Origin of the sequence: Streptomyces sp. RPA4-2 (assembly GCF_012273515.2) — a bacterium.
Taxonomy (GTDB): Bacteria; Actinomycetota; Actinomycetes; order Streptomycetales; family Streptomycetaceae; genus Streptomyces; species Streptomyces kaempferi.
The window spans coordinates 208,293-225,451 of sequence record NZ_CP050975.2; the positions used below are offsets into that span (position 1 = coordinate 208,293).

The window sequence follows — 17,159 nt, forward strand, 5'->3', positions numbered from 1 at the left end:
CCCGGGGGTGGGCCGTTTCCGTGGCCCTGGCCGGGTTGTCTGGGGAAACCCTTGGAAATCATCACCGCAGGCCGGGGACGTGGCCGCGGACACGGCGAAGCGGCGGTCGGAGCCGCTCAGGTGTACGGGGGTGGATCGCCCTTCTCCAGGACGGTGCGCAGGACGGAGAAGGCCTCCTGAAGGGCGGTGAGGGCCTCGCCGATGCGCCAGGCCGAACGGTCGCGGGGGCCGACGGCGTTGGAGACGGTGCGGATCTCCAGTACGGGTGTGCCGTGCGCGGCGGCCGCTTCGGCGACGCCGAAGCCCTCCATGGCCTCCGCGCCGGCGTCGGGGTGGGCGTGTGCGAGGACGCGGGCGCGTGCGGCGGTGCCGGTGGCGGTGGAGACGGTCAGGACGGGGGCGTGGGTGGCGCCGAGGGCGCGGGCCACGGCGGTGGCGAGCCGGGGCGGGCAGGCGTGGGTGGTCCTGCCGAAGCCGAGGGTGTCGACGGGGAGGAAGCCGCCCGGGGAGTCGGCGCCGAGGTCGGCGGCGACGATGCGGTCGGCGACGACGGCGGCGCCGACGGGTGCCTGGGGGCGAAGCCGCCGCCGATGCTTAAGCGGCGATGACGAGGTGGTAGGGCTCGTCGCGCAGGGCCGCGGCGGTGAGTGCGGCGCCGGTGGCGGCCGCGGCGGCAGCCGGGCCGACGCCCCCGGCGAGCAGGTCGGCGCGCAGCGGGCCGGGGGCGGTGCCGTCGCCGGTGCGTCTGAGGACGTAGCCGGGCAGGGCGTGTTCGGCGGGGGGTGCGGCGGGCTCGAGGCCCCGGGCGGCGGCTTCGCGTTCCGCGGTGACGGCGGTCACCACGAGCAGCCGTACGGGGGTCATGACGGGATCTGCACGCGGCCGTGGTCACCGATCACGAACCGGTGGGCGGCGGGCAGGCGTGGGGCGAGGGTCACCTGGACGTTGCGGCCGATGAGGGAGGCCTCGACGCGGCGGATGCGGTCGAAGGAGGAGTCGCGCAGCACGATGGAGAACTCGATCTCGCTGTGGGTGATGCGGCAGTTCTCGGCGACGGAGGTGGAGGGGCCGATGTAGGAGTCGGTGATGACGCTGCCGGCGCCGATGATGGCGGGGCCGACGATGCGCGAGTTGCGGACCACGGTGCCGGCCTCGATGTGGACGCGTCCGATGATCTCGCTGGCCTCGTCGACGTAGCCGTCGATGCGGGTCTCCAGGCGTTCCAGGAGGGTGCGGTTGACCTCCAGCATGTCGTTGACGTTGCCGGTGTCCTTCCAGTACCCGGTGATCACGGTGGAGCGCACGGCGAGTCGCTGTTCGATCAGCCAGCGGAGGGCGTCGGTGATCTCCAGTTCGCCGCGCGGGGAGGGGGTGATGGCGCGTACGGCGTCGTGGATGTGGGGGGTGAAGAGGTAGACGCCGGCGACGGCGAGGTCGCTCCTGGGGTGTTGGGGCTTCTCCTCCAGGTCGACGACGTTGCCGCTGTCGTCGATGACGGCGACGCCGAAGGCGGTGGGGTCGGGGACGCGGGTGAGCAGGATCTGCGCGTCGCAGCGGTCCTTGCGGAACTCGTCGACGACGTCGGTGATGCCGTCGAGGACGAAGTTGTCGCCGAGGTACATGACGAAGTCGTCGTCGCCGAGGAAGGGGCGGGCGATGAGGACGGCGTGGGCGAGGCCGAGGGGGTCGCCCTGCTGTATGTAGGTGATGTCCAGGCCGAAGGCGGAGCCGTCGCCGACGGCGGCCTCGATCTCCGCGGCGGTGCCTCCGACGATGATGCCGACCTCGGTGATGCCGGCTTCGGCGATGGCTTCGAGGCCGTAGAAGAGGATCGGTTTGTTGGCGACCGGCACCAGTTGCTTGCTGGACGTGTGGGTGATCGGCCGCAGTCGCGTACCGGATCCCCCCGCGAGCACGAGAGCCTTCACAGTTCCATCCAGGTGACGAGTAGCTGGTCGGCCGGTGGTCGCCGGGGCGTCCACGCGGCCGGGTGGGGTGGGGCGGCCGCCCTGCCGGACGGCCGCCCCCGTGGGTCACGCACCGCCGAGTTCGGTCTCCAGGAACCGGCGCAGTTCGTCGTCCGACACCTCGTCCGGGTGGCCGGTGCCGGCCGCCTGGTGCGCCGCGGGTACGGCGGCGTCGAGCTGGGCGAGCAGCCGCTGGAGCCGGCTGCGGAGTCCGTCGTGCAGTTCGTCGTACGGTCCGGCGTCGGCCAGCACCTGCTGGAACTCCCCTTCCATGTGGTCGAGTCGTGCCAGCACCGAGTCGCCGGAGGCGGGGCCGTGCCCGGTGTCGCGGGGGCGGGGGCGGGGGCCATCCTGGTGAGCAGGTGGTCGGCGAGGCCCGCGGGCGTCGGGTAGTCGAACAGCAGGGTGGCCGGGAGCCGGACGCCGGTGACGGCGCCGAGCCGGTTGCGCAGTTCGACGGCGGTCAGGGAGTCGAAGCCGACTTGCAGGAAGCCCCGTTCGGGGTCGATGGGGTCGGCCGTGTCGTAGCCCAGGACGAGGGCCGCCTGGGCGAGCACCGCCTGCAGCAGGGCGCCGTGGCGTTCGTGCGCCGGCAGGGCCGCGAGGCGTTCCTTCAGGCCGTCGGCGGTTTCCGGTGCCGTGGTGTCGGCGGCCTGGCCGCTCGCGCGGGCCGGCCGTGGGTTGCGGGCCCGGACGAGGTCGCGCAGCAGGTGCGGCACGGATCCGTCGGAGGCGCGCAGTGCGGCCGGGTCGAGTGCGGCGGGCGCGAGGAAGACGTCCGGGGCGCGGAGTGCGGTGTCGAACAGGGCGAGTGCTTCGGGGGTGTCCATGGGCTGGACGCCTCCGCGTCGCACCCGGCGCAGGTCGGCCTCGCCGAGTTTGCCGGTCATGCCGCTGCGTTCGGCCCACAGTCCCCAGGCCAGGGAGAGCGCCGGGTGTCCCTCGGCGCCGCGCCGGGCGGCGAGGGCGTCGAGGAAGGCGTTGGCGGCCGAGTAGTTGCCCTGGCCGACGCCGCCGAAGGTGCCGGCGAGCGAGGAGAACAGGACGAGGGTGACGGGGTGGGTGCCGCGGGTGAGTGCGTCGAGGTGTGCAGCGGCGTCGGCCTTGGCCCGCAGGACGGTGTCCACGCGTTCGGGGGTGAGTGCCTCGACGACACCGTCGTCGAGGACACCGGCGGTGTGGACGACGGCGGTCAGCGGGTGGTCGGCGGGGATGCCGGCCAGGAGTGCGGCGAGGGCGTCGCGGTCGGCGACGTCGCAGGCGGCGACGGTCACCTGGGCGCCGTGGCCGCGCAGTTCCTCGGACAGTGCGTCCATGCCCTCGGCGTCGGCGCCTCGCCGGCTGGCCAGGATCAGGGAGCCGACCGCGTGCGTGGTGACGAGGTGGCGGGCCACCTGCCGGGCGAGCACCCCGGACGCCCCGGTGACCAGGACCGTGCCGGACGGGTCGAAGCCGGTGGGACTCCCGGTGCCGGTGACGTCCAGGGTGTCCGTGACGCCGGTGTCGGTGAGGTCCTGGGCGCGGGTCAGGCGCGGGGCGAGTGCGCTGCCGTCACGCAGGGCCGTCTCCGCTTCGCCGCCGGCCAGGACCGTGGGCAGCAGGTCCAGGGAGGCGGCGGCGCCGTCGTGGTCGAGGAGGCCGAAGCGGCCCGGGTTCTCGGCCTTGGCCGCGCGGATCAGGCCCCATACGGCGGCCTGCGCGGGGTCGGTGGCCGCGGCGTCGCCGGCGGCGGTCGGCACGGCGTGACGGGTGGCGAACACCAGTCGTGCCGGGGCGAACGTCTCCTCCCGCAGCCAGGCGCCGACCAGTTCGAGGGCCCGGTGTGTGGTCCTGCGGACGGCGTCGGCGTGGTCGTCGGCGCCGGCGGTCGCGGGCAGCGCGACCACCACGGTCGGCGGCAGCGGGGCGCCGGCGGCGACCTCGGCGCGCAGGGCGTCGAGGCTGTCGTGGCGGGTCACCGCGCCGGTGTGCCGGGCGGCCCAGTCGCTCAGGGCGGCGTCGGCGTCGACCAGTGCCGGTGCCGGGGTGGTGCCGGTGTGCGTGCCGGCGGGCACCCACCGCACGCGGTAGAGGCCGGCGGCGCCGGTGGGGCGGGCCGGCCGGGTGCTGTCGACGGGGCGCAGGACGAGTCCGGTGATGCCGGCGACGGGCGTGCCGGTGGCGTCGGCGACCTGGACGGCGTACTGGTGGTCTCGGCGCGGGGTGAGGCGTACGCGCAGCGCGGCGGGTCCGGCGGCGGTCACCGTCACTCCGGTGAAGGTGAACGGTACGACGGTGGGTCCGTCGGCGTCGGCGACGAGTGCCACGGTGTGCAGGGCGGCGTCCAGGAGCGCGGGGTGGACGGTGAAGTCCCCGGCGCGTTCGTGGGCGGTGCCGTCCTGCGGGGCGATCTCCGCGTACACCTCGTCGCCCAGCCGCCAGGCGGCACGCAGGCCGCGGAAGGCCGGGCCGTAGTGGAAGCCGTTCTCGGCGATGCGGGTGTACAGCCCGGACACGTCGAGGGGTTCGGCGCCGGCGGGCGGCCACGGGGCCGTGCCGAGGTGCTCGGGCGGGCCGGCCGGTTCGTCGCCGAGGGTGCCCGCGGCGTGCCGGACCCAGGGCAGGGCCGTGTCGTCGTGGGTGCTCAGGGGCCGTGCGTGCACGGTCAGGGCGCGGGTTCCGGAGCCGTCGGAGGGAGCGACGGTGACCTGGATCTGGAGGGCTCCGGCGAGGGGCAGGACGAGTGGTGTCTCCAGGGTGAGGTCGGTGACCTGGGCGGCGCCGGCCCGTTCGCGGGCCTGGAGGGCGAGTTCGAGGAACGCGGTGCCCGGGAAGAGGACGCTGTCGCCGAGCGCGTGGTCGCGCAGCCAGGGCTGGCGTTCCACGGACACGGTGCCGGTGAGCAGGACGCCGTCGGAGCCGGCCAGCGGTACGGCGATGTCGAGCAGCGGGTGCCCGGCGGCCTCCAGTCCGGCGTGGGCGACGTCGCGGGTGCTGGGGGTGGCCTGGAGCCAGTAACTGCCGCGCTGGAAGGGGTAGGTCGGCAGGTCGACCCGGCGGGCGTCCAGGGGGGCGAGCAGGGTGACCCAGTCGGGTGCGTGGCCGCGGACGTGGAGTCGGGCGAGTGCGGTGGTGAAGGACTCGCTCTCGTCGGTGTCGCGGCGCAGCAGCGGGACGAGGGTGGCGTCGCCGGTGACGCAGTCGCCGGCGAGGGCGGTCAGTACGCCGCCGGGGCCGATCTCGACGTAGGTGGTGATGCCCTGTTCCTCCAGGGTGCGCACGCCGTCGCCGAACCGGACGGCCTCGCGGACCTGGCGTCCCCAGTGGGCGGGGTCGGCGATCTCCGCTGCTCCGTAGGGGGCGCCGGTGACGGCGGAGATGACGGGCAGGGCCGGTGTGTGGTGCGGGAGGTGGGCGGTGAGGGCGGCGAACTCGTCGAGCATGGCGTCCATGCGGGGCGAGTGGAAGGCGTGGCTGACGTTCAGGCGCCGGGTCTTGCGGCCCTGGGCGGCGAGTGCGCCGGCGACGGCGGTCACCGCGTCCTCGTCTCCGGAGACGACGGTGGCCAGGGGGCTGTTGAGGGCGGCGATCGCGGCCCTGCCCTCATGGCCGGCGAGCAGCTCCAGCACCTCCTGCTCGGACGCCTGTACGGAGATCATGGCGCCGCCCTCCGGCAGGGCCTGCATGAGCCGGCCGCGGGTGGCGACCAGCAGGCAGGCGTCCTCCAGGGCGAGTACTCCGGCGACGTGCGCGGCGGCGATCTCGCCGACGGAGTGGCCGAGTACGGCGTCGGGCCTGAGGCCGGTGCTCTCCACGAGCCGGAACAGGGCGACCTCCACGGCGAACAGGCCTGCCTGGGTGTAGGCGGTCTGGTCGAGGAGCGCGGCCTCGGGGGTTCCGGCCGGTGCGAACAGGATGTCGCGCAGGGGGTGTTCGAGGTGGCGGTCCATGTGTGCGCAGACGGCGTCCAGGGCGTCGGCGAAGGCGTCGTGGCGGGCGTAGAGCCCGCTTCCGGTGCCGGGCTGTTGCGCGCCCTGTCCGGAGAAGAGGAACGCCACCTTGCCGGTGCGTGCCCGGTCCACGCTGAGGAGCGGGTGTTCGCGGCCCTCGGCGAGTGCGGTCAGGGCCTCGGTGAAGGAGGCGGGGTCGTCGGCGACGACCGCGGCGCGGTCCTCGAAGGCGGTCCGTCCGCGGGCCAGGGACAGGGCGATGTCGGCCGGGCGTACGTCGTGGGGCGGGGCGAGGTGGTCGAGCAGGCGGCGTGCCTGCTCGCGCAGGGCGGCCGTGCCGCGGGCCGACAGCAGCCACGGCACGACCGGAGCCGTTGCCGTGGAGGCCTGGGCGGGTGCGGTGTCCGTCGAGTTGCCGGTGCCGCCAGTGCTGTCGGTGGCGTCGGTGTGCTGGCCGGCGGACGGTGGTACGGCCTCGGCCTCGGGGAGGGCGCCGTCGGTGTGCTCGGGTTCCTGGAGGATGACGTGGGCGTTGGTTCCGCTGACGCCGAAGGAGGAGACACCGGCACGGCGCGGGGCGTCGCCGCGGGTCCAGTCGCGTTCCTGGTCGAGCAGGCGTACCGCGCCCGAGGACCAGTCGATGTGCGGTGAGGGGTTCTCGGCGTGCAGCGTGCGGGGCAGGACGCCGTGCCGCATCGCCATCACCATCTTGATGATGCCGGCGACGCCCGAAGCGGCCTGGGTGTGGCCGATGTTGGACTTCAGCGCGCCGAGCCACAGCGGCCGGTCGGCGGGCCGGTCCTGGCCGTACGCGGCGAGCAGGGCCTGTGCCTCGATGGGGTCGCCCAGCTTGGTGCCGGTGCCGTGTGCCTCGACGGCGTCGATGTCGGCCGGGGTGAGGCCGGCGGAGCTGAGGGCCTGGCGGATGACCCGCTGCTGCGCGGGTCCGTTGGGGGCGGTGAGCCCGTTGGAGGCGCCGTCCTGGTTGACGGCCGTACCGGCCACGGTCGCCAGGATGGTGTGGCCGTTGCTGCGGGCGTCGGAGAGTCGTTCCAGGAGCAGCAGGCCGACGCCCTCGGCCCAGCCCGCGCCGTCGGCGTCGGCGGAGAAGGCCTTGCAGCGGCCGTCGGGCGACAGGGCGCGCTGCCGGCTGAACTCGATGAAGGTGTCCGGTGTGGAGATCACGGTGACACCGCCCGCCAGGGCGAGGCCGCACTCCCCCGAGCGCAGTGCCTGCACGGCGAGGTGCAGGGCGACGAGGGAGGAGGAGCAGGCGGTGTCGACGGTGACCGCCGGGCCTTCCAGGCCGAAGGTGTAGGCGATGCGGCCGGAGGCGACGCTGCTCGCGCTGCCCGTGGCCAGGTAGCCCTCCAGTCCTTCGGGTGCCTGGCGGGCCCGGGTGCCGTAGTCGTTGTAGTTGGAGCCGATGAAGACGCCGGTCTGGGTGCCGCGGACGAGTTCGGGGTCGATCCCGGCCCGTTCGAGGGCTTCCCAGGAGGTCTCCAGCAGCAGCCGGTGCTGCGGGTCGACGGCCACCGCCTCACGGGGCGAGATCCCGAAGAAGGCGGGGTCGAACTGGTCGGCGTCGTAGAGGAATCCGCCGTGCCGGGCGTAGGAGTGGCCGGGCTTGTCGGGGTCGGGGTCGTAGAGGTTGTCCACGTCCCAGCCGCGGTTGTCGGGGAACGGGCTGATGGCGTCGGTGCCGTCGGCGACGAGGCTCCACAGTTCCTCGGGCGAGGTGACGCCGCCGGGGAAGCGGCAGCCCATGCCGACGATGACGATCGGGTCGTCGGCCGGTGCCCGGGCCGGGAGCCGGTCCGCCGTGGTGGCGTCCGCGGCGGCTGTCTGGTCGTCGGTGAACAGTTCGGTGTCGAGGTGGGCGGCGAGCGCGGCGGCCGAGGGGTGGTCGAAGGCCATGGTGACGGGCAGGCGCAGCCCGGTCGCCTCGGCGAGGCGGTTGCGCAGTTCGACGGCGGTCAGCGAGTCGAAGCCGAGGTCGCGGAAGGCCCTGCCCTCGGGCACGGAGTCGGTGTCGGTGTGTCCGAGCACCGCCGCGGCCTGGCGCCGGACCTCCGTGAGGAGCGCCGCGCGGCGCTCGGCGGGCGCGAGGCCGCGCAGCCGGGCCGGCAGCGGCGGGCCGTCCTGTGCCGCGGTGTCCTTCTCGGTGCGTTCGCCCTCGGTCATGGCGGCGCGGGCCTCGGGGAAGTCGCGCAGTGCGGCGAAGGCGCGGGCGGTGACCAGTTTCCAGTCGACGTCGGCGACGACGAGGAACTCCTCGTCCTGGTCGAGGGCCTGCTGGAGGGCGGACACGGCGAGTTCGGGTTCCATGGGCGGCACGCCGTCGCGGCGCAGTCGCTGGGCGACCTCTTCGCTGACCATGCCGCCGCCGGCCCAGGTGCCCCAGGCCATGGAGGTGGCGGGCAGGCCGTCGGCGCGCCGCTTGGCGGCGAACGCGTCGAGGAAGGCGTTGGCGGCGGCGTAGCTGCCCTGGCCGGAGCGGCCGAGGGTGCCGGCCATGGAGGAGAACAGGACGAACGCGGTGAGGTCGAGGTGGCGGGTCGCCTCGTGCAGGGCCAGCGCGGCGTCCACCTTGGGCCGCAGGACGCCGTGGGCGCGCTGCGGGGTGAGTGCGTCGATGACGCCGTCGTCGATGACACCGGCGGTGTGCACGACGGCTGTCAGCGTGCCGCCGCCGGGCAGGTCGTCGACCAGTCGGCGGACGGCGTCACGGTCGGCGACGTCGCAGGCGACGACACTCGCCGGGGTGCCCAACTCGGCGAGTTCGGCGACGAGTTCGGCGGCTCCGGGGGCTTCGGGGCCGTGTCGGCTGACCAGTACCAGGTGTTCCGCGCCGCTGCGGGCCAGCCAGTGGGAGACGTGGCGGCCGAGGCCGCCGGTGCCTCCGGTGACCAGGACGGTGCCGCTGGGCGACCAGGCCGGTCCGGCCGGGCGGGGGCCGTCGCCGGCGCGTACGAGGCGGCGGGCGAAGAGGCCCGAGGGGCGCAGGGCGATGTGGTCCTCGTCGAGGAGTCCGGACAGGGCGGCGGCGAGGCGTCGGCCGGCCCGCTCGTCCATGGTCTCCGGCAGGTCGATCAGGCCGCCCCAGCGCTGCGGGTACTCCATGGAGGCGATCCGGCCGAGGCCCCAGGCCATGGCCTGCAGTGGGCGGTTCAGGGTGTCGTTGCGGTGCACGGAGACCGCGCCGCTGGTTGCGCACCACAGGGGTGCGTCGAAGGCCGCGTCGCCGAGTGCCTGGATCAGGGTGGTCATCAGGACGAGCCCGGTGGGCAGGGCGCACTCGTCGGCCCAGGGCCGTTCGTCGAGGGCCAGCAGGGAGACGATGCCGTGTACGGGGCCTTGGGCCGCCTCCTGCCTCAGCAGGTCGGCGAGCCGGTCGCGTTCGGCTTCCCGGGATCCGATGACGAGGGTGCGCAGGCCGTCCGCCCGCTCGGCCACCGATGACGTCACGCCGCGCACGAAGTCGCTGTTCTCCTGTCCCTCGGGGACGACGAGGAGCCAGGTGCCGTCGAGGGTGACGGACGTGCCCTGTTCGGGCTTCGGCCGCCAGGCGATGCGGTAGCGCCAGCTGTCGAGGGTGGAACGCTCGCGCCGGCCGCGGCGCCAGGACGACAGGGCGGGCACGATCGCACCCAGCGACTCCTGGTCGTCGAGGCCGAGGGTCTGGGCGAGGCTTTCGACGTCACCGTCCTCGACCGACTCCCAGAAGCCGTCGTCGGCCAGGTCGACCCCGCCGAACACGACCGGGCCGGTGAAGGGTCCGGCCGGCTCGGGCGCGTCCAGCCAGTAGCGCTGCCGCTGGAAGGCGTAGGTGGGCAACTCCACCCGGCGCGGGTGCTGTTCGGCGAAGGCCTGCCCCCAGTCGACGGTGACACCGCGCGTCCACGCCTCACCGAGGGAGGTGTAGAAGCGGGCGAGCCCGCCCTGACCACGGCGCAGGGTGCCGGTGACCACGGCCTCACTGCCGGCCGCCTCCACCGTCTCCGCGACCGGAACGGTCAGGACGGGATGCGGGCTCATCTCCAGGAACGCACCATGCCCCGAAGCGATCAATTCACGGACGGCAGGCTCCAGTTGAACGGTCCGACGCAGGTTCGTGTACCAGTACGCGCCGTCCGTGACCGCCGACTCCAGCCACTCCCCCGTCACCGTCGAGAAGAAAGGCACCTCGGGTTCGCGTGCCACGACCGGGGCGAGGACCTCCAGGAGTTCTTCCCGGATCAGCTCGACGTGCGAGGAGTGGGAGGCGTAGTCCACCTCCACCCGCCGCACCCGAACATCCCGCCCGGCCGCCTGCTCCACCAGCTCGTCCAGCGCGTCGGCGTCACCGGAGACCACGACCGACGTCGGACCATTCACAGCGGCGACCGAGATACGACCGCCCCAGGCGGAGATCAGCTCCTCCGCGCGCTCACGCGACAGCGCCACCGACACCATCCCACCGTGACCGGCCAGCGCGGTGATCGCACGACTGCGCAGTGCCGCCACCCGCGCACCGTCCTGCAACGACAACGCACCCGCCACGACCGCAGCCGCGATCTCCCCCTGCGAATGCCCCACCACCGCCGACGGACGCACACCGAACGACTCCCACAACGCCGCCAGCGACACCATCACCGCCCACAACACCGGCTGCACCACATCCACCCGGTCCAGCCCCGGAGCACCCTCCACACCCCGCACCACATCCATCAACGACCACTCCACGAACCCGTCCAACGCCACCGCGCACTCACCGAACCGCGCCGCGAACACCGTGGAAGAGTCGAGGAGTTCGACCGCCATCCCCACCCACTGCGCACCCTGACCCGGGAACACGAAGACGGTGTCGATGTCCTCGCCGACGCGTTGGGTGGTTCCGCGGACGAGTGCGGGGGTCGCCTCGCCGTCGGTGAGTGAGGTGAGGGCGGTCAGGAGTTCGTCGCGGCCGGCGCCGACGACGACGGCGCGCTCTTCGAGGGCGGCACGGCCGGTCACCAGGGAGTGGGCGACGTCGACGGCGCCGGCGTCACCGGCTTCGACGGCGGCCACGAGCCGCTCCGCCTGGGCCTTGAGCGCCTTCTCCGATCGGGCCGTGACGAGCCACGGGACGACCGGGCCGTCCGTCTGGGGAGCGTGCTCGGTGGCTTCCGGTCGGGACGGTTCGGATGCGGACCGCTCCGGTTCGAGCTGTTCGGGTTCGGGCTGTTCGGATACGGGCTGTTCGATGATGATGTGCGCGTTGGTGCCGCTCACGCCGAACGAGGAGATGCCGGCCCGTCGGGGGTGGCCGTTCTCCTGCCAGGGCCGGGCCTCGGAGAGGACCTCGACCGCGCCGGCCGACCAGTCCACGAACGACGACACCTCGTCGGCGTGCAGGGACTTGGGCAGTACGCCGTGCCGCATCGCCTGCACCATCTTGATGACGCCGGCCATGCCGGAGGCGGCCTGGGTGTGGCCGATGTTGGACTTCACCGAGCCGAGCCACAGCGGCCGTTCGGCGGGCCGGTCCTTGCCGTAGGTGGCGAGCAGGGCCTGCGCCTCGATGGGGTCACCGAGCTTGGTGCCGGTGCCGTGCGCCTCGACGACGTCGACGTCCTGGGCGGCCAGGCCGGCGTTCGCCAGGGCGGCGCGGATGACACGCTGCTGCGACAGGCCGTTGGGGGCCGTCAGACCGTTGGACGCCCCGTCCTGGTTGATCGCGGAGCCCCGGACGACCGCGAGGACCTCGTGTCCGTTGCGGCGCGCGTCCGAGAGCCGTTCCAGCAGCACCATGCCGACGCCTTCGGCCATGCCCATGCCGTCGGCTTCGGCGGAGAAGGGCTTGCAACGGCCGTCCACCGCGAGCCCGCGTTGCCGGCTGAAGCCGACGAGGCCGATGGGCTCGCCCATGACGGCGGCGCCGCCGGTGAGCGCGAGGGAGCACTCTCCGGAGCGCAGCGCCTGCAGGGCGAGGTGCAGGGCGACCAGGGCGGAGGAGCAGCCGGTGTCCATGGTGACGGCCGGGCCCTCCAGGCCGAGGGTGTAGGAGATGCGGCCGGAGGCGATGCTGGTGACGGTCCCGGTGATCAGGTGGCCCTCGAGGCCTTCCGGTACCTCGGAGCGTGACCCGTAGCCCTGGTGGGAGGCGCCGACGAAGACGCCGGTGGGGCTGCCGTGGAGGCTGTCGGGGGCGATGCCGGCCCGCTCCAGGACTTCCCAGGCGGTCTCCAGCAGGAGGCGCTGCTGCGGGTCCATGGCGGTCGCCTCGCGGGGCGAGATCCCGAAGAACGCGGCGTCGAACTCGGCGGCGTCGTGCAGGAATCCGCCCTCACGGGCGTAGGTCGTACCGGCCCGGTCCGGATCGGGGTCGTAGAGGTTCTCGACGTCCCAGCCGCGGTCGGTGGGCAGGGTGGACACCGCGTCGGTCTCGTCCAGGACGAGGCTCCACAGTTCGTCGGGCGAGGTGACGCCGCCGGGGAAGCGGCAGCTCATGGAGACGATGGCGATGGGCTCGTCGTCGTGGGCGGCGGCCGCGGGGGTGGCCGTGGCCGGCGGGGCGGCGTCGGCCTGGGTGTCGGGGACGAGGCTCGTGCGCAGGAAGCGGACGAGGTCGCGGACGTTGGGGTGGTCGAAGACGATCGTCGCCGGAAGGCCGAGGCCGGTGGCGGAGTTGAGGCGGTTGCGCAGTTCGACGGCGGTGAGGGAGTCGAAGCCCATCTCGCGGAAGGCGCGGGTGACGGCGACCTCGGTGCTGTCCGCGTGACCGAGGACTCCGGCCACCTCGGTGCGGACCAGCTCGAACAGCACCCGGTCCCGTTCGGCGGCGGACATCTGGGCCAGTTCCGCGCGGAGGGTGTCGGCGCGGCTGACCGCGCTCGCGACGACGGCCTCGTCGGCCTTCATCGCCTCGGTGACCTCCGGCACTTCGTGCAGCAGTGGTCGCGGGTGCGCGGCGGTGAAGACCGGGACGAACCGTTCCCAGTCGATGTCGGCGACGGCGAGGAAGGTGTCGTCGTGGTCGAGTGCCTGTTGCAGTCCGCCGACGGCCAGTTGGGCGTCCATGAAGGGGATGCCGCGCCAACGCAGCTGCTCCCGGACGATGTTGACGGCCATGCCGCCGCCCTCGGGGCTCCAGATGCCCCATGCGAGGGACGTACCGGTCAGGCCGCGGGCGCGGCGGTGGTCCGCGAGCGCGTCGACGTAGGCGTTGCCGGCGGAGTAGGCGCCGTGGTCGCCGCTGCCCCAGGTGCCCGCGACGGAGGAGTACAGCACGAACGCGTCGAGGCGGTCGTGGTCGAAGACGGCGTCGAGGTTGGCCGCTCCGAGGACCTTGGCGCGCAGGCCTTCGGCGAAGAAGTCGAGGTCGGTCTCGGCGAGGGGTGCCAGCATGCCGACGCCCGCGGTGTGGATGACGGAGCGGATGGCGGGGCCTTCGGCCTCGACCTGTTCCACGAGCCGGGTCAGGGCCTCGCGGTCGGCGACGTCGCAGGCGGCGATGGTCACGCGGCAGCCGAGGGCGGTGAGTTCGTCGCACAGGTCCCTGGCGCCGGGGGCTTCGAGGCCGTGCCGGCTGGTGAGTACCAGGTGTTCGGCGCCGCTGCGGGCGAGGAGGCGCGCGGCGTGGCCGCCGAGGCCTCCGGTGCCGCCGGTGACCAGGGCGGTGCCGCTGGTGGTCCATGTCCGGGTGGACCGGCGGCCGGACAGCGGGGCGCGGACCAGGCGGCGGATGTAGGTGCCGGAGGGGCGCAGGGCGATCTGGTCCTCGTCGCCGGCGGCGGCGAGGGTTTCCACGAGTGCCGCTCCGGTGCGCGCGTCGAGTTCGGCGGGCAGGTCGAGCAGGGCGCCCCACAGCTTGGGCTGTTCGAGGGCGATGACGCGGCCGAGTCCCCAGACGGCGGCCTGGAGCGGATGGGCCACGGTGTCGCCGGCGATGCCGGTGGTGGCCGATTCGGTGGTCAGCAGCCACAGCCGGGTGTCGGTCCCGGCGTCGAGGAGACCCTGGAGGAGGGCGACCGACTGGGTGAGGCCGACGGTGGGTCCGGCGTGGCCGGGGGCGGGGCGCTCGTCGAGGGCGAGGAGGGACACCACTCCGCGTACGGGGGTGGCGGTGTCGGCGGCGACGATGTCGGTGAGCTGTTCGGCGACGGCGGTCCGGTCGAGGTCCGTCTCGTTCATCACCAGGGGGACGGTCGCGGCTCCGGCCTCGACGAGGAGGCGGGTGACGGTCTGGACGACCGTGGCGTCCTGGTGGGTTTCGGGGACGACGACGAGCCAGGTGCCGTCGAGGGTCGGGGCGGGTGTGCCCGGTTCGGGCTTCGGCCGCCAGACGATGCGGTAGCGCCAGCTGTCGAGGGTGGAACGGGCCTGCCGCCCCTTGCGCCACGACGACAGCGCGGGCACGACCGAACCCAGCGACTCCTGGTCCTCGATCCCGAGAGTACGCGCGAAGCCTTCCAGGTCACCGTCCTCGACGCTCTTCCAGAACGCCTCGTCCACCGGATCCACCACGGCCGCGGACGCCTTCGGCATCTCCAGCCAGAACCGCTGCCGCTGGAAGGCATACGTCGGCAACTCCACCCGACGCGGGCGCTGCCCGGCGAAAGCCTGCCCCCAGTCGACGGTGACACCACGCGTCCACGCCTCACCGAGGGAGGTGTAGAAGCGGGCGAGCCCGCCCTGGCCCCGGCGCAGGGTGCCGGTGACCACAGCCTCGCTGCCGGCCGCCTCCACCGTCTCCGCGACCGGAACAGTCAGCACCGGATGCGGGCTCATCTCCAGGAACGCACCATGCCCCGAAGCGATCAATTCACGGACCGCGGGCTCCAGTTGAACGGTCCGACGCAGATTCGTGTACCAGTACCCGGCATCCGTGACCGCCGACTCCAGCCACCCACCCGTCACCGTCGAGAAGAACGGCACCTCGGGTTCGCGTGCCACGACCGGGGCGAGGACCTCCAGGAGTTCTTCCCGGATCAGCTCGACGTGCGAGGAGTGGGAGGCGTAGTCCACCTCCACCCGCCGCACCCGAATGTCTTGCGCACCCGCCTGCTCAACGAGCTCGTCCAGGGCGTCGGCGTCACCGGAGACCACGACCGACGTCGGACCATTCACGGCGGCGACCGAGATACGACCGTCCCAGCCGGAGATCAGCTCCTCGGCCCGCTCACGCGACAGCGCGACGGACACCATCCCGCCGTGACCGGCCAGCGCGGTGATCGCGCGACTGCGCAGTGCCGCGACCCGCGCACCGTCCTGCAACGACAGCGCACCCGCCACGACCGCAGCCGCGATCTCACCCTGCGAATGACCCACCACCGCGGCCGGACGCACACCGAACGACTCCCACAACGCCGCCAGCGACACCATCACCGCCCACAACACCGGCTGCACCACATCCACCCGGTCCAACGACCGGCCCTCACGCACCACATCCAGCAGATCGAAGTCGACGAACCCGTCCAACGCCGCCGCGCACTCACCGAAGCGAGCCGCGAACACCGTGGAAGAGTCGAGGAGTTCGACCGCCATACCCACCCACTGCGCACCCTGACCCGGGAACACGAAGACGGTGTCGATGTCCTCGCCGGGGTTCTCGGCGAGGCCGCGGGCGACGGTGGCGGGCTGTTCGCCGCGTGCGACGGCGCGCAGGGCGGTCAGGAGTTCGTCACGGTCGGCGCCGACGACGACGGCGCGCTCCTCGAGTGCGGCACGGCCGGTCGCCAGGGAGTGGGCGACGTCGACGGCGTCGGTGTCACCGGCTTCGACGGCGGCCACGAGCCGCGCGGCCTGGGCCTTGAGCGCGTTGTCCGAGCGTGCGGACAGCAGCCAGGGAAGGGCGGTGGGGGTGGTGGCGGCCTCGGCCGCGGTTTCTTCCGGTTCCTCGTCCTGTGGTGCCTGTTCGAGGAGGACGTGGGCGTTGGTGCCGCTGCCGCCGAAGGAGGAGACACCGGCGCGGCGGGGCCTGCCGGTCTCGGGCCAGTCGACGGGCTCCGTCAGGAGTTTCAGGGTCTGGGTGGACCAGTCGACGTGGGAGGTCGGCTCGTCGACGTGCAGGCTCTTGGGGAGGACTCCGCGGCGCAGGGACTCGACCGTCTTGATCACGGCGGCGACGCCGGAGGCGGCCTGGGTGTGGCCGATGTTGGACTTCACCGAGCCGAGCCACAGCGGCTGGTCGGCGGGCCGGTCCTTGCCGTAGGTGGCGAGCAGGGCCTGCGCCTCGATGGGGTCACCGAGCTTGGTGCCGGTGCCGTGCGCCTCGATGACGTCGACGTCCTGGGCGGTGAGGTCCGCGTTGGCCAGGGCGGCGCGGATGACGCGCTGCTGGGAGGGTCCGTTGGGGGCGGTCAGACCGTTGGACGCGCCGTCCTGGTTGATCGCGGAGCCGCGGACGACCGCGAGGACCTGGTGTCCGTTGCGGCGGGCGTCGGAGAGCCGCTCCAGCAGCAGGACACCCACTCCCTCGCCCCAGCCCGTGCCGTCCGCGCCCTCCGCGAACGGCTTGCAGCGTCCGTCGGTGGCGAGCCCGCGCTGGCGGCTGAACTCCACGAAGTTGCGGGTGGTGGCCATGACGGTGGCGCCGCCGGTGACGGCCATGGAGCACTCGCCGGTGCGCAGGGCCTGCATGGCGAGGTGCAGGGCCACGAGGGACGACGAGCACATGGTGTCGAGGCTGACCGCGGGTCCCTCGAAGCCGAAGCTGTAGGAGAGCCGGCCGGAGAGGACGGCCGCGGATCCGCCGGTCAGCAGGTGGCCCTCGACGTCGTCGGGCGCGTTGCTGCCGTCGACGGCGTAGCCCTGGTTGCTGGAGCCGATGAAGACGCCGGTGCTGCTGCCGCGCAGGGTGTTGGGGTCGATACCGGCCCGCTCGAAGAGCTCCCAGGTGGTCTCCAGCAGGAGGCGCTGCTGCGGGTCCATGGCGAGGGCCTCGCGCGGCGAGATCCCGAAGAACCCGGCGTCGAACTCGGCCGCGTCGTAGAGGAAGGCACCCTCGCGGACGTAGCTGGTGCCGGTCCGGTCGGGGTCCGGGTCGTAGAGCGCGTCGAGGTCCCAGCCGCGGTCCGTGGGCATGGCCGCGACGGTGTCGGTGCCCTCGCTCACCACCGTCCAGAGGTCCTCCGGGGTGGAGACTCCGCCGGGCAGGCGGCAGGCGGTCGCCACGATGGCAACGGGCTCGTGCTCGCGGGTCTCGAACTCGGCGAGCCTGCGGCGCGTCTGCCGCAGGTCCGTGGTGACCCGCTTGAGGTAGTCGCGGAGCTTGTCCTCGTTGTTGTCCATGGCAAAAAGT

At 73.4% G+C, this 17,159-nt stretch carries 2 protein-coding genes and 1 pseudogene; all 3 read right to left on the bottom strand.

Translation table 11 applies throughout. The annotated features are described in order from the left end of the window. Nucleotides 1–116: 116 nt before the first annotated feature. A pseudogene (locus HEP85_RS00740) lies at nucleotides 117–864 on the bottom strand (futalosine hydrolase). Then, complete coding sequence (locus HEP85_RS00745) at nucleotides 861–1,928, bottom strand: glucose-1-phosphate thymidylyltransferase (protein ID WP_168525186.1); 1,068 nt, start codon at nucleotides 1,926–1,928, stop codon at nucleotides 861–863. Before HEP85_RS00745 ends, HEP85_RS00740 begins: the two are co-directional and overlap by 4 nt. Next, nucleotides 1,925–17,149: a type I polyketide synthase gene (locus HEP85_RS00750; RefSeq protein ID WP_369657520.1), complete on the bottom strand. Its 15,225-nt coding sequence runs from the start codon at nucleotides 17,147–17,149 to the stop codon at nucleotides 1,925–1,927. The genes HEP85_RS00745 and HEP85_RS00750 overlap by 4 nt, the downstream gene beginning before the upstream one ends. Nucleotides 17,150–17,159 lie beyond the last annotated feature (10 nt).